This is a genomic window from Lentibacillus sediminis, from assembly GCF_002763455.1.
GTDB classification, from domain to species: Bacteria; Bacillota; Bacilli; order Bacillales; family Amphibacillaceae; genus Lentibacillus_D; species Lentibacillus_D sediminis_A.
In genome coordinates this window covers 17472-31330 of record NZ_NIXK01000014.1, presented here as the reverse complement: position 1 = coordinate 31330, position 13859 = coordinate 17472, and the positions used below count along the sequence as shown (strand labels likewise).

Annotated in this window: 17 protein-coding genes, 1 pseudogene and 2 riboswitches; of the genes and pseudogenes, 14 read left to right on the top strand and 4 right to left on the bottom strand. The window is 38.4% G+C overall.

Annotation, left to right across the window (positions count from 1 at the left end; all coding sequences use genetic code 11):
* The first annotated feature begins 23 nt into the window (after positions 1-23).
* From CEG13_RS17365 to CEG13_RS17340, 6 genes are all read left to right on the top strand, one after another.
* Positions 24-506, top strand: a complete 483-nt coding sequence (locus tag CEG13_RS17365) for a DinB family protein (protein ID WP_100013156.1) — start codon at positions 24-26, stop codon at positions 504-506.
* A gap of 110 nt (positions 507-616) precedes the next feature.
* Positions 617-1381, top strand: a complete 765-nt coding sequence (locus tag CEG13_RS17360) for a class I SAM-dependent methyltransferase (protein ID WP_100013155.1) — start codon at positions 617-619, stop codon at positions 1379-1381.
* A gap of 106 nt (positions 1382-1487) precedes the next feature.
* On the top strand, positions 1488-2006 hold the full coding sequence (locus tag CEG13_RS17355) for a cysteine hydrolase family protein (protein ID WP_275661818.1): 519 nt from the start codon (positions 1488-1490) through the stop codon (positions 2004-2006).
* A gap of 139 nt (positions 2007-2145) precedes the next feature.
* Positions 2146-2661, top strand: coding sequence for a DinB family protein (locus CEG13_RS17350; protein WP_100013153.1), 516 nt, complete (start codon positions 2146-2148; stop codon positions 2659-2661).
* A gap of 264 nt (positions 2662-2925) precedes the next feature.
* Positions 2926-3240 (top strand): ArsR/SmtB family transcription factor, encoded by a 315-nt coding sequence (locus CEG13_RS17345; RefSeq protein WP_100013152.1) that lies wholly within the window; start codon positions 2926-2928, stop codon positions 3238-3240.
* Between the two features lie 91 nt (positions 3241-3331).
* A complete protein-coding gene (locus CEG13_RS17340; RefSeq protein ID WP_100013181.1) occupies positions 3332-3904 on the top strand; it encodes an NAD(P)H oxidoreductase in 573 nt (190 codons plus the stop codon).
* A gap of 364 nt (positions 3905-4268) precedes the next feature.
* Here CEG13_RS17340 and CEG13_RS17335 read toward each other — a convergent pair whose 3' ends face one another.
* From CEG13_RS17335 to CEG13_RS17320, 4 genes are all read right to left on the bottom strand, one after another.
* Complete coding sequence (locus CEG13_RS17335) at positions 4269-5126, bottom strand: LLM class flavin-dependent oxidoreductase (protein ID WP_192869568.1); 858 nt, start codon at positions 5124-5126, stop codon at positions 4269-4271.
* A gap of 80 nt (positions 5127-5206) precedes the next feature.
* Positions 5207-5407 (bottom strand): hypothetical protein, encoded by a 201-nt coding sequence (locus tag CEG13_RS17330; RefSeq protein ID WP_100013150.1) that lies wholly within the window; start codon positions 5405-5407, stop codon positions 5207-5209.
* A 38-nt stretch (positions 5408-5445) separates the two neighbouring features.
* Positions 5446-5994, bottom strand: a complete 549-nt coding sequence (gene ssuE / locus CEG13_RS17325) for an NADPH-dependent FMN reductase (RefSeq protein WP_100013149.1) — start codon at positions 5992-5994, stop codon at positions 5446-5448.
* Between the two features lie 167 nt (positions 5995-6161).
* Entirely contained in the window at positions 6162-6326 is a 165-nt protein-coding gene (locus CEG13_RS17320; protein WP_192869567.1) for a DUF2292 domain-containing protein, read from the bottom strand.
* Between the two features lie 183 nt (positions 6327-6509).
* Positions 6510-6612, bottom strand: a riboswitch (SAM riboswitch).
* 825 nt (positions 6613-7437) lie between these two features.
* Between CEG13_RS17320 and CEG13_RS19420 the strand changes: the two genes are divergently transcribed.
* The 8 genes and pseudogenes from CEG13_RS19420 (at position 7438) to CEG13_RS17280 (ending at position 13479) form a co-directional block, all read left to right on the top strand.
* Entirely contained in the window at positions 7438-7719 is a 282-nt protein-coding gene (locus CEG13_RS19420) for a hypothetical protein (RefSeq protein ID WP_143469693.1), read from the top strand.
* A gap of 393 nt (positions 7720-8112) precedes the next feature.
* A riboswitch (FMN riboswitch) is annotated at positions 8113-8260 on the top strand.
* A 178-nt stretch (positions 8261-8438) separates the two neighbouring features.
* Positions 8439-9089: a riboflavin synthase gene (gene ribE / locus CEG13_RS17310; RefSeq protein ID WP_100013147.1), complete on the top strand. Its 651-nt coding sequence runs from the start codon at positions 8439-8441 to the stop codon at positions 9087-9089.
* A 12-nt stretch (positions 9090-9101) separates the two neighbouring features.
* Positions 9102-9704: pseudogene (gene ribB / locus CEG13_RS17305) on the top strand (3,4-dihydroxy-2-butanone-4-phosphate synthase); the annotation flags it as partial.
* Between the two features lie 36 nt (positions 9705-9740).
* On the top strand, positions 9741-10208 hold the full coding sequence (gene ribH / locus CEG13_RS17300) for a 6,7-dimethyl-8-ribityllumazine synthase (protein ID WP_100013145.1): 468 nt from the start codon (positions 9741-9743) through the stop codon (positions 10206-10208).
* Positions 10209-10521: 313 nt separating this feature from the next.
* Positions 10522-10956, top strand: a complete 435-nt coding sequence (locus tag CEG13_RS17295) for a VOC family protein (RefSeq protein WP_100013144.1) — start codon at positions 10522-10524, stop codon at positions 10954-10956.
* A complete protein-coding gene (locus tag CEG13_RS17290) occupies positions 10953-11735 on the top strand; it encodes a DNA alkylation repair protein (protein ID WP_100013179.1) in 783 nt (260 codons plus the stop codon). Before CEG13_RS17295 ends, CEG13_RS17290 begins: the two co-directional genes overlap by 4 nt.
* A 14-nt stretch (positions 11736-11749) precedes the next feature.
* Entirely contained in the window at positions 11750-12340 is a 591-nt protein-coding gene (locus CEG13_RS17285; RefSeq protein WP_100013143.1) for a TetR/AcrR family transcriptional regulator, read from the top strand.
* 326 nt (positions 12341-12666) lie between these two features.
* Positions 12667-13479, top strand: coding sequence for a C40 family peptidase (locus CEG13_RS17280; protein ID WP_100013142.1), 813 nt, complete (start codon positions 12667-12669; stop codon positions 13477-13479).
* The last annotated feature ends 380 nt before the right edge of the window (positions 13480-13859 follow it).

The following is a 13859-nucleotide window of genomic DNA, read 5'->3' as shown; positions in this document are numbered from 1 at the left end:
CTGGTAAAAGGGGATGATTTCATATGAAAGAAAAAAGTTTGTTCGGTCAAATGAGCTTTTGGAGGAATTTTACTGTTCAATTGGTTCGTTCTACTCCGGAAGACCTAGTCGACGAGGTACCTGAAGGATTTTTAAATAGCATTCGCTGGAACACAGGGCATATTCTAGTAGTAAATGATGAGTATATCTCCATGGGAATAGGGAGAGACAAAAGATTACCAGATTTCTATCATACCTTATTTGCCACTGGCACCAGGTCATCAGATTGGAACGAGGATCCTCCATCAATGGACGATTTATTACAGTGGTTAGAAGCAGAACCGCGGTACTTACAGGAGCTACTTAGTGGACGTGTTAACGAGGAATTGCTAAAGCCAGCTGAGTATGAGACCACATTCGAGGAGTTAATCTGTTTTTTGATTGGTCATGAAACATATCATCTTGGTGTGATGCACGGTATTAAACGTGCAATTGGTATACCAAATATTCTAGGTCAGAGTGAATAGTCACCTACCTCCGTGATATGGATATTCTGGAGTCCCTAGTTCATTAATTCGCTGATTTATTGGCGTGATAACTAAATATAAATGATCTCCAGAAGGGAAGGCCAAATGATATGGAAATTGAAAACCCAGCCTTCAATTATGACAAATATGGACAAAAATATTCTGGACACAGACGAACGGACCCTAGAATAGCGGAGTATGTTTATGACGCTTTAGGGTCGGCAGAAACGGTGTTGAATTTGGGAGCAGGAGCCGGCTCATATGAACCAGAGGACAGATATGTAGTTGCAGTTGAGCCATCAAACGTAATGCGTTCTCAACGTCTAAAAGCGCAAAAAGTTCCGGCTATAAATGGCACAGCAGATTCGCTGCCATTTGACGATAATTCCTTCGATGCTTCCATGGCAATGTTAACGGTCCATCATTGGCCGGACATGAATAAAGGTTTGAAGGAATTGCGTAGAGTTACGCGGGAGCAAGTTATCATTATGACTTTCGATCCGGATGCTTTAGATGATTTTTGGAATGCTGATTATTTTCCGGAGCTGATTGAAGTGGAGAAACCCCGTTATCCTAAGATAGATTTTATTACCAATGCACTTGGGGGGAAATGTGCAGTTCAATCCATCCCAGTTCCGTTTGACTGTGTGGATGGCTTTCAGGAGGCTTTTTATGGGAGGCCCGAAGCATTTCTGGAAAAAGAGGTGAGATTATCACAATCGGCATGGGGATTTTTGTCCGAGGAGGTTGAAGATAGATTGGTAAAAGCCCTATCTGATGACCTAAAATCAGGTGAATGGGATAGAAAATATGGGGAATTCAGAACAAAGTCGAGTTTCACCTGTGCGCTGCGGCTAATTATAGCAACACCATAAACTTCTTCCGCGTGTGGGCATTCAATCCGTTTAAATAAAAAGAGGATTTTTATTAAGTATGGCGAATACTTGTATCAGTACAATTAATTTAAGGGAGGTGCTAAAATTGCAAAAGACAGCTTTGTTGGTTATTGATGTCCAAAACGAGATGTATGAGGAGTCTAATCCGGTATACAAGGCAAAGGAGATGCTAGGAAATATTCAGTCCTTAATTCAAAAGGCTCGTTCGGCAGATGTTCCTGTTGTTTTTGTCCAACATAATGACGAGGGCCTTGTGAAGGGCACTCACTACTGGGAAATTCATCCGTCGGTTAGCCCAAAAGAAGGAGACCCCGTTATTCAAAAATGGACGCCAGATTCCTTTCATGAAACCAATCTTAAGGAGGAACTGGAAGCAAAAGGAATCCAACACCTTGTTGTTACCGGAAATCAAACCGAAATGTGTGTGGACACTACTTGCCACCGTGCATTTAGTCTCGGCTATAAAGTGACACTTGTCAAAGATGCCCACGGGACATGGGATTCCGGTTCCTTAACCGCGCAGCAAATTATTGGCCATCACAATGGAGTACTTGGCAACTTTGCTGATCTTAAGGAAGCAAAGGAGGTGCAGTTTTCTGGGTAAGAGATAGGATATAGATGTTCCGGAGAAGAGACATATTGTTGAATAAGGATCAGAAATCAATGAACTTCCCTGACCAAGTTTGTCAGGACGGAGATTGTGCAAAAGACATAAAATAATGAAATATAAGGAGGAGTTTTTAATGGAACACCGCATCTTACAGTTGTATAACTATCACGTCTGGGCAAATAATAGATTTTTTGAAACGTTAAAAGAGCTGCCGCAAACCGTTTATACTCAGGAAATCCAAAGTGTTTTTCCTTCAATTGCGGAAACGCTTGTTCATGTTTATACGACGGATACAATATACCTTGGTGTAATGCGAGAGAAAAGTATGAACGAAATTCAAGCTTCCATTATACAGGCGCAAGAAAACACAAAGGGTAAGGGCCCCGGTGAAATGGAAGCCTTGTATGCCGAGTTGACCAAACAATATAAAGCCTTTTTCAATAGTCAAGAAGATATGGACAAAGCTATGGCTGTGGTACATCCGACGTTCGGACAACTGGAAACCCATCTTTCAGAACTCGTGCAGCATGTCGTCAATCATGGGACCTACCACCGAGGAAATCTTACCGCTATGATTCGCCAACAGGGTTATACCAGTGTGCCGAACGATTATATCGTGTATCTTTATGACAGGCAATGGGAGAATTAATTTGCAACGTTAAAGAGCGTAATAAAACAAAATAAAGTCTTGCGCTTTTCTTAATTCTTTGGGTTATAATTTTGGTAGCTATAGATCTTACACTCGCAAAAAAGATAATTATTTTTTGTGAAATGTTTAGTTCCTTCATAGGTTTAGGTATTGGATGTTCCTGGTCACATTTTCGCTTAACTGGACAAGGATGTAAGAGGATGCCGATAAGTAATGTATAACTTTTACATTGACATATCGGGAAAAGACGATTAATATTAAGATATGAGACATATTGATATTTTCAAAGCATTATCCAATGAAACGCGTTTAGAGATATTGAGATGGTTGAAAGATCCAAAAGATCATTTTGATAATCCTCCTGGAAAAGATCCAAAAAATATTGACGAGAAAGGCGGTGTCTGTGTAGGTGTCATTCAAAAGAAAGCACAATTATCACAATCAACGACATCTCAATATTTATCTATGATGCAAAAGGCTGGTCTGTTGAAATCTGAGCGTAAAGGAAAATGGACGTACTACCAAAGAAATGAAAAAACGATTCAAGATGTATCCGCATTCTTGAAAGAAAAGCTTTAATCTTTTTTTGCATAATCATATCGTCATATTTCGATATGAGGATTTGATAATGATTTATCCACAAAAACCAAAAGAAAGAAGGGAAATCATAATGAAGGTACTGACCGTTGTGACGCATCCAAGAGAGGACTCTTTGACTTTTAAAGTTACAGAGAGTTTTGTACAGGGGCTTAAGGATGCAGGTCACGAAACAGAGATAATGGATCTATATCGCAGCGATTTCAGCCCTGTGCTTTGGGAAGAAGATGAGCCCGAATGGTCCGCTGATAGGCAACAATATTCTCCTGCTGTTGAGACAGAAATGGAGCGAATGAAAAGACATGATGCGTTGGCATTTGTTTTTCCACTTTGGTGGTGGAGTATGCCGGCTATGCTGAAGGGATATATAGACCGAGTTTGGAACTATGGGTTTGCTTATGGTCCAAAAAAGCTTGATCATCAAAAAGTGCTGTGGCTCAGTTTGGCCGGAGCTCCAGTCGAGCGTTTTGAGAAAAGGCAGTACGACAAGATGATGACTCATTATTTCAATGTTGGGTTAGCGGATTATTGTGGAATCCCGAATTCGCAATTCGAGCTTTTTTATGAGACCATAAAGGAACAGCCAAGATATATGGAAGCGTGGTTAACTCGAGCTTATAATCTGGGATTTAACTATGCTGAATAGTGGAAATTTATCACAAAAACTTAACTCACTTCTCATGTGTAAAATAGTTCTCGGAGATATTTGAGCATTTTTTCTTCACAAAAAGAAGAGGCACTCTATCATAAATGTATGCTTTGACCGGCAAATACATTTAGAAAGAGGCCTCTTCGGACTCCCTATAACGATAATATCGTCCAGCTCCAATACGTAAAATAAGTATCAGAATACAACGCTCGATTTAAGTACCTCCTAAATTGAAATCTCTTATTCAAGAATTTCTACTAGGAATTGAATTAAAAAAATCGAGTTTCTTCCATTATATTATGTTTTTATAAAAACATAAAAATCTCTTCAGAAGCAACCAATTTCTTCTGTGATAGTAACATTAACGAATTGGTTGCTTTTTCGCAAATTGATGCCGATAGTTGGTCGCTGGATGACGGTCATTTAGCTTGTCACTGCCAAATAGTCTTGAACGGAGTGTTTTTGGTGTATCTCCATGCTCTTCTACCAGACCTCGTTCCCTTAGAATAGGCATTACTTTATCGATAAATTCAATATACGAACCCGGTATAAAAGAATTCATCACATTAATACCTGAAACACCGTTATCAAGCCATTCTTCTAACTTATCAGCAATTTGCTCAGCTGTTCCGACAATGCGAGTCTTTTTCCCGCTATGGGCTGCAAAGTCTGCTAAAGTTGCCTTTCTGTCTGGTATTCCTTGCTGCACCCATTGTAGTATACTCCTAGTCCCTTCTGTTTCAATATTCTCTAGTGGTGTATCCAAATCCCACTTGCCAAAATCGATACCCATGGCGCCACCCAAATGAGCGATCATCATTTTTAAATCTGTAGCTTCTGTTATTTTTTTATTTTTTTCTAATGCCTCTTCCTCTGTATCTCCAATGACGAAGGTTAATCCTTGGTAAAATTTCAAGTCTTCTGGTTGACGTCCGTATTTTTCCAATAATTCAACCATTTCCTCTATTAATTCCTTGGCAACCTCAGGGTTAGGTGCTTGGATAAAAATTGCTTCCGCATTTTTTGCTGCAAACTCTTTACCTCTTTTAGAAGAAAAGATATTGTCAAATCCGCCTTCCTCTAATTTTTTTGCAAGGTTAATCCATAAATCAACTTTATTAAAATCAATTTGTTCTCCTTCGGGCTGCCTCCATGTCCCATGTACAATATGTGAAGCGGTATTCATTACAAAAGCTGAAAAAGATAATGTTTTTGTCATTGTAATTCCTTCCTTCCTTTCTATTTATTCCTCTAACCTTATATACAGATGAACCGGGGTACCTGTCCTCCTATCCTATTCTAAAAATATACATTCTCTGATAATAGATCATCATTAATATGGTAATCCCCGATTGCTCTTGCTTTATATAATGTTGGGTTGTGAGAAGATATCGTACGTATATTGCGCCAGTGCCGGTCTAAATTTGCTGATTGTCTTGTTGCTGAAGCCCCTCCTACTTCGAATAGCAATGTTGCTGCTTTAAAAGCAAATTCTTCAATCGCTACTTTAACTGATCAAGAACCCCTTTCTTCTTTTGTTATAATAGAATGTTAGTCTGTTTACTGTTAATTATTTTTGTAAAATACGCCACTTGTTTTGTTAAACGTTCCAAGGCTTTGGTATGGATGATAGGATTATTGATTTTAGTTTTATCAATTTGAAAATCTTCCAGATAAACACCTTTTAAATTCAAACCCTTTAATGAAGCCAGCAACGGTTTCAACGCATACTCCAATGCCAGCAAATGGGATGAACTCCCTCCTGTCATTAGCGGTAAGACCGGCGTATCCTCTAGTACATCCTGCGGCAGTATATCCAATAACGTCTTTAACATTCCAGAATATGAAGATTTATAAACCGGCGAACCAACGATAACTCCTTCCGCTTCTTGAATAAGTTTCGTTACATCTTTAACAGTAGGACTATTAAATTCACCATTGAAAAGTACGTCTTTTGATAAATCCCGTATGGAAATATGTGTTACAGAAAAGCCCTCTTCTATAAGTAATGAACCGATAAATTTTAGTACTGATTCTGACCTGGAACTTTCAGAAGGACTGCCGGATAAAACAACAATTTCACTCATCATATACATCCTTTCTAATTTTCATTTTGATTAATGAGCTGCAACATCAAATTTTCATATTGTTCATTAAATAAATAAAAGACATCTTTCACCCGAAAAGTACTTACCTTACTTATCGAAATGGAAGATGCCTTTAGTTGTCTAATCAGCATGAACAATATGTAATTTTATTTTTTTCCTGATCGACTTTTCGATAAAGAAAACCGTTTCTTATCAGTTGTATCTATTTGTGTGATTTCCTCATCATGTACCGTAATGACTACAGAACCATATTCTAAACTTTTTAACACATTTACAATATGGTTAATTTTTGATTCATCAATCTTTGCCAATTTCCTCACTCCTATTTTTTTTAGGGTGTTAATAAAATAACAGGAACAGCCGACCGGCATTGCGCACCTCCAAATGAATAATCCAGAAAATGAATGCCTTTGGTAGCCTAATCAGCTATTCACAAAAAATAAACCCTCTTCTGAAATAAGAAGAGGGTTTAAACATCAACGTTTACTTTACTCTTCTTATCTTTCAAGCTAACGCTTGCTGGAATTGGCACAGTACTTTCATAAGGCTGTTGCCGAGGTTTCGTTGGGCCAGTCCCTCCACCTCTCTGGATAAGAATCTTAATTATATAGTTTAATTATAATTATTAGTTTACAAAGTATTTTTCGATATGACAATAGTCATTGCTTAACTACACCCTGTACAAACAAAATATTACAGAAAGACTCGAACCTGTTAATATATTGGATATATTAGCAGATACCGAATACTGGTTAAACTGGAGGCACTTCTTCGGTCCTGTTTCCGGCCATGAGGCCAAACTTTAAGGGGATTCCGCCAACATTTCTGAATTTTATACGGTAAGCAAGTCAACCTACAAAAATTGCTTGTTATGTGTACGCTAAGACCCTTCCCAAAAGGTATTCACCCTGCATTGAACAGTTCTTCGTTTTTGGTAAAGAGTTCTGGTGCTGTAAATGGACTGATTTCAACACATCTACAACTTAATTAAGGCACTAAATGGACACTAATGATTCTCCCCTTTTATACCAAGGATTCAAGCTTTAACGTGTGATTTTCCGTTTTGTTGCCTGTACCTCAGATAACACTCCCTAAGTAGAGATTATGAGAAACAACCACTATTGGTAAAAGTCAATATGAATGATTTAAAGAAAATGTATTTTTAACTATGAAACCTGTCCAATCTATTTCTTCTTATTATCATATTATAAAAGAAAGTAAGGAGGGTGATTATATGTGTTATCGCGATGCTTGTAAAAAGAAGTATCATTGTGATGATCATTGTGACTATTACAATTCTAAAGATCGTTTTTATGATTGTTGTAAAAGGAAATGTCATTATCATGATCGATGCGACCATTACAATCCTAAAGATCGTTTTTATGATTGCTGCAAAAAGGCATATAAGAAGAAATATTGTAGGTGTTAGTAAAGAAAGGCTATTTTATGAACCTCCTGCACTTTTCAAGTGTTGGAGGTTCACAAATTGTTGTCTTTACCAAAGATTTAAAATGGTATCATTTTGGTTTCTGGAAGGAACGCTTTTCAGGAGAATTAACTATGATTCAGCAAAGCCGCCCTTTGCTTGAATGGTATCTACAACACCGTATTGATCAAGTTTCCAATATCAAAATAAGGCGATCGCAGGTTGTTGCGGTTGTCTTTTTTGTGAGGAAAACAAGCGCTGTTAATGGTGCTATATAAAATGGTCTTCTTTTAAGATAATGAAATCAAGCTATAAAAAAGCTTTTTGCAGCAAACGGGTGAGATTGTGGCATAAGGATCTGATTTTTAAACGATTTTATTGTTACTTCCATAAGTTCGTGTTTAGTAATTGTACAAGAAATTAAACAACTTTATTTTTACACCGTCCGCAAACGTGGTCGGTGTAATGCGTTTTTTCAGTTTCAAAATCAAACAATTTTATTACCATTACACAATCACTCCTTGGTTTATAAGTTGTTGACGAATCGTTGACTAAATTCGTCAACAACAAGCAAAATTAATCATAATTTAACCGAAAACGAATAAAATTAATTCATGAAACTTGCAGTATAATCGCTTTTAAGTTATAACTAATATACAAGTTCATAATAGAATTTCCTTCGGGGTCGGGTGAAATTCCCAATCGGCGGTGATGAAGCGATGCTTCTCAGTCCGTGACCCGTGCGGCTTTTTGAGCCAAGCGGTGGATCTGGTGAAACTCCAGAGCCGACAGTTAAAGTCTGGATGGGAGAAGGAATTTTAGGTAAGCATGTGATGTTCACACAGCGCATGGACTTTATTTGTTTTTTTCACAATTGGTCCCTGCCGTCTGCTTAGACATTATTTATCATTGTTTGCATATAAAATTCTACCACTATCGCCTCTGAAGCTGATTCAGAGGCTTTTTTAATTTTAAATAAAGGAGGCGCAGAGCAAGAATGTTTACAGGAATTATTGAAGAGATGGGGACCATAAAAAGAATGCAAAAGGTCTCTGAACATGCGGTGCAAATGACTATTGGATCTCAGGAAGTAATAAAAGATGTAAATGTTGGTGACAGTATTTCCGTAAATGGAATCTGTCTCACTGTAACCAATTTTTCTTCAGATAACTTTCAGGCTGAGGCAATGCCGGAGACGATTAAGTCGACCTCATTGCAGTCTTTAAAGACAGGATCAAAGGTGAATCTAGAAAGAGCTATGGCGGCCGGCGGAAGATTCGGCGGACACTTCGTTTCAGGACATGTGGATGGAACTGGGGGAATTGTTGGAAAACAAAAGGATGAGAATGCAATTTATTATGTTATTGAAATCCCGGATGAGTTAAACCGATTCATATTGCACAAAGGATCTATAACAGTGGACGGGGTCAGTCTGACTGTATTTGGTACGGAACAAGGAAGATTTACCATTTCGCTTATTCCCCACACAGCAGCAGAAACAATTCTTGGTGAGAAAGGCAAAGGAGACCTTGTAAACATCGAATGTGATATGCTCGCTAAATATGTTCAAAACATGCTTGATCAGCAATTCGACGGCAGCAAAACAAATATAACAAAAGACTTTCTAAAAAATAATGGATTTAGTTAAGGAAGTGAGATTATGTTTCATACCATTGAAGAGGCAATTACAGATTTAAAGAACGGAAAACCAGTTATTGTAGTTGATGATGAAGATAGGGAGAATGAAGGAGACCTTGTTGCGCTTTCGGAAATGGCGACACCGGAAGTTATCAATTTTATGATTACTTATGGAAAAGGACTTGTATGCACTTCCATAGAGCGGGTGCATGCGGAGAAACTGGCACTTCCAATGATGACAAATGAGAGTACGGATCCATTGGGTACAGCATTTACCATAACGATAGATCATATGGATACAGCTACTGGAATTAGTGCAGCAGAACGATCAAGAACAATACGGGCATTATCAGATCGGAACGTAAAAGGATCAGATTTCAGGCGGCCAGGCCATGTTTTCCCAATTATTGCAAAAGAGGAAGGTGTACTGGGACGTACAGGTCATACAGAAGCCTCTGTGGATCTGGCAAAGCTTTGCGAGGCTTTTCCATCCGGAGTCATCTGCGAAATTATTAAGGACGATGGAACAATGGCAAGGGTGCCGGATCTCGAGAAGATGGCAGGGGACTTTGACTTGAAATTAATTTCTATCGAACAATTGATTGCTTATCGAAAAAAATATGAAAATCCAATTCATTATTAAGAAGGAGAGACATGTAGCATGGGCAAAATATATGAAGGAAATTTGGTTGGAACAGATCTTAAAATTGGAATTGTGGTCGCGAGGTTCAACGAATTTATTACGAACAAGCTTCTGGATGGAGCGATGGATACACTGAGAAGGCACGGGGTAGCTGATGAAAATATTGACACGGCCTGGGTCCCAGGTGCTTATGAAATTCCGTTGATTGCCGGAAAAATGGCGGCCAATGAAAAATATGATGCAATTATCACGCTAGGGACGGTCATCCGAGGTTCTACTCCGCATTTTGACTATGTCTGCAATGAAGCGGCAAAGGGCATTTCCAATGCTTCCATGCAATCGGGAAAGCCGGTCATTTTTGGGGTGCTGACAACGGAATCGATTGAACAGGCAATTGAGCGGGCAGGAACAAAAGCTGGAAACAAAGGAGCAGAAGCTGCTGTTTCAGCGATAGAAATGGCTAACCTAGCTTTGGAACTAAAATAAATTGAAATAAAATATTAAACATGTTGCTGTTAAGAAAAGACATGGTGGTAATTTGGAAATTCTGTACGGGATTTTCTATGCCTCCATGCTTTTTTTGTTCAATTATAGAGCAGATACCAGCAGCTTTCTGTTTAATTAATTTATAGAGGGAGGTACTTCAATTTATGAAAGGCGCAGAATAATAACTGTTGATATGACTGCCCCGTTATCTACATTCATCCCTTATGCAATTTGAATAAGAAGACTGCTGATTTACATACATACTGTATGTATGTTAAAATGAACCCATCACATGATAAGGAAGTGAAGAACGATGAGGCTAAGCAGTTTTTACCCGGTATTGATGACAGAGAAAGTAAAGGAAACAGGTGCATTTTATCAGCAGTATTTTGGGTTCTTGATTGTTTTTGAGGCGGATTGGTACATGAGTTTGAAGCAAGAGGAGACTGATGCTGAATTGGCAATCCTGCAGGCCAATCATGAGACAGTACCAAGTTCCTTTGGTAAGTATATTCAAGGATTGATTCTAAATTTTGAAGTGGAAAATGTCGATGAAGTGTATCAGCAATTGATTACGGAAAAACAGCTTCCCTTGCATCTCGATTTACGCAGCGAGGCATTTGGCCAAAGGCATTTCATTACAAGTGACCCTAATGGTGTGTTAATTGATGTCATAACGGTTATTCCTCCTGATGCGTCCTTTCAGGATCAATATAAAGAGGAGGTATGGAAGGACAGGTCATCATGAGTGAATATGTAGCATTGAAATATTATTTTGACAGGGAATTGGCACTTCGATTAGCGGATTTAATCCATTTGCATTACCCCCGATTTTCAAGAAAATCTTTTGTGGAGTCTGTGGCCAGTGAAGTGGAACATAAAGAATTGAAGGCCCGTGTGGCGGTGATAGCGGACACATTAAAACAGCATCTTCCAACTGAATATGAAGATGCTTTGGCTATCTTATTGAAGATTTTAGGACCGGAAAATAAATCCGAAGAAGGCATGTTTACCAAAGGATACTTCCTCATGCCAGTAGCCTTTTTTGTTGAAAAATACGGGCTGGATCACGTTGATTTATCCTTAAATGCGATGTATGAAATTACAAAACGGCACACATCAGAATATGCAGTCCGGCCTTATTTAATAGCAGATACTGATCGATGTCTGGATTATTTTCAAGGTTGGGTAAAAGATCCGAATTCACATGTCAGGCGATTAGTATGTGAAGGAACTCGCCCAAGACTCCCATGGGCGAAAAAGATTCCTCCATTAAAGGGAAGGGTACAAAACAATTTGTATTTGCTGGAGAATTTGATGCAGGACAGTTCTCGTTATGTTCAAAAGTCTGTAGCCAACCATATTAATGATTTAACGAAAGAGAATCCTGAAATGGTTCTCGCATGGATCGATCAGTATGTATCAGAAAATGATGATATAAACCCAAAAATAGTTAAAAATGGTTTAAGAACTCTGATAAAGTTAGAGGATGAGTTTGCAATGAAATTATTACAACAAGTGGAATGAGGAGTGCAGACAGCATGAGGAAAAACAAAACAGAAACAGAGCGGACAATACAAAGATTAATAGAAATAGCAAGAAACCATTTTACGACGAATGGGTATGCGAATGTTTCCCTGGAAGAGATCGTAAACGAGGCAGATTTAACCAGAGGGGCTTTATATCATCATTTTAAAAATAAAAAAGGACTTTTCCTTGCCGTATTTGAGGCCGTTCAAAAAGAAGTAGGGGAGTATGTAGAAGAGGCTGCAGCAAAAAGTAACGACAGCTGGCAGCAATTGATCAATGGTTGCCAAGCTTTCCTGGAGGGGGCTGTACAAACGCATAATCAACGTATCCTGCTAGTTGACGGGCCGGCCGTATTAGGCTGGGAGACCTTTCGAAAGATGGACGAGAAATATTCGATGAATTCACTGAAAGAACAATTACAGTTAATGCAGGAGCAGAATCTATTAAAGCCTGTTTCTGCAGATGCAATGACACATTGTCTTTCTGGGGCAATGAATGAGTTGGTATTATGGATCGCTGATTATCCTGATCAGAAAGATAAAATAAAAGAAGCGATGATGGTTTTACAGCACATGTTGGAAGGTTTGAGAGAAAATAAGTGAATGGGATTGAAGCGGTATGGAGCTTATTCGACTTGAGTAAGACGATGTTTGTAATTTATGGTTACAAAGGAATTAATAATGCTTGATCAATAAAGAACAGGACGAATTAGTTAAATTTCTGCTTAATCTTTACTGGAAAATAGTCTCATAATGAACATAAAATGAGTTGTAATGTTACATAATAAAGTGTTATTCCTTCTTAATCGCTATGTTATCTCATTGATATTTTCATATGATAAAGTGTCGGTAGTTAAAAAATATGACGAATTATGTCGAATCATATTTTACTTAACTAGTTTCACAGAGATAATGAAGGAGGAATTTCGTTGGTACAGTCCAATCAAACAAAAAAATATGTGATCTCGACGGCATTTGCAGCTACCTTGGCATTTACTCCTATTTTTGGCGGGAGTGTGTTTGCAAGTGCTGGTGCTTCAGAGGGAGACATAACCATCAGTGAGAGCAATCTTTCTGATGCACAGGAGCAAACAGAAACATCACCAAGTGAGACGGAGCTCATTCGCTTTGGAGATGTGAGTACAGAAGTAGCGAATGTACAAGAAGAACTTCAAGAACAAGGATATTATACATATACGGTTGACAGTATTTTTGGTCCAATAACCGAACAAGCGGTAAGAGAGTTTCAAGCAGATCATGATTTACTAGTTGATGGTATAGTAGGCCCAAATACATTAGAAGCACTGCAATCACCAGCAAGCGAATCTTCAGGAGGCAATTTAACGATAACGGAGACTGGAGATAGTACTTCTAACATTCAATCAGACATTGTTGCTGCTGCAGAAAGTGTCATAGGTACGCCTTATGTATGGGGAGGAACAACTCCAGAAGGAATGGACAGCAGTGGATTTATCAATTATGTGTTTGAACAAGTGGGGATTGATGTTTCGCGGACACATCGTGATATGTGGGTGAACGACGGTGTCCATGTTGATGAACCGAGCATCGGGGATGTCGTGTTTTTTGAAGGTACGTACGATACAGAAGGTGCTTCCCACAGCGGAATCTATATTGGTGACAATCAAATGATTCATGCCGGAAGTGACGGTGTAAGTGCAGCAGATATCAGCATAGACTATTGGCAAAATCATTATATTGGTGCTAAATCTATTACAGAATAATAGATCTCCAACATAAATGAAGCTGGAACAAAACCCCAATAAATTAAAAAGTAAGCGTGGTAACCACCATTAGGGTACCACGTTTATTTTTGTTTATAATAAGGTTTAAGAAGACTTATTCCAGAAAACTGCCCGATTGCTTAAGATCAACCTGCTGTAGTAAAGAGTATTCTTTCAAAGTAAACAATTTTTCACCAAGTAAACTCACCATTAACTTCTGCTAAAGACTTCTTCCCGAATACTCAAAGAGTCGTCCTTTTTTGTCAATGAGCTGCAATCAATAGACTTGCAGAAGAAGGCGAAGAACAGTTTTGTTATCATAAAATGTCTGTATAGAGGAATTAATTAAATAACGTCAGAGAATAAATTCATTTTCAGCA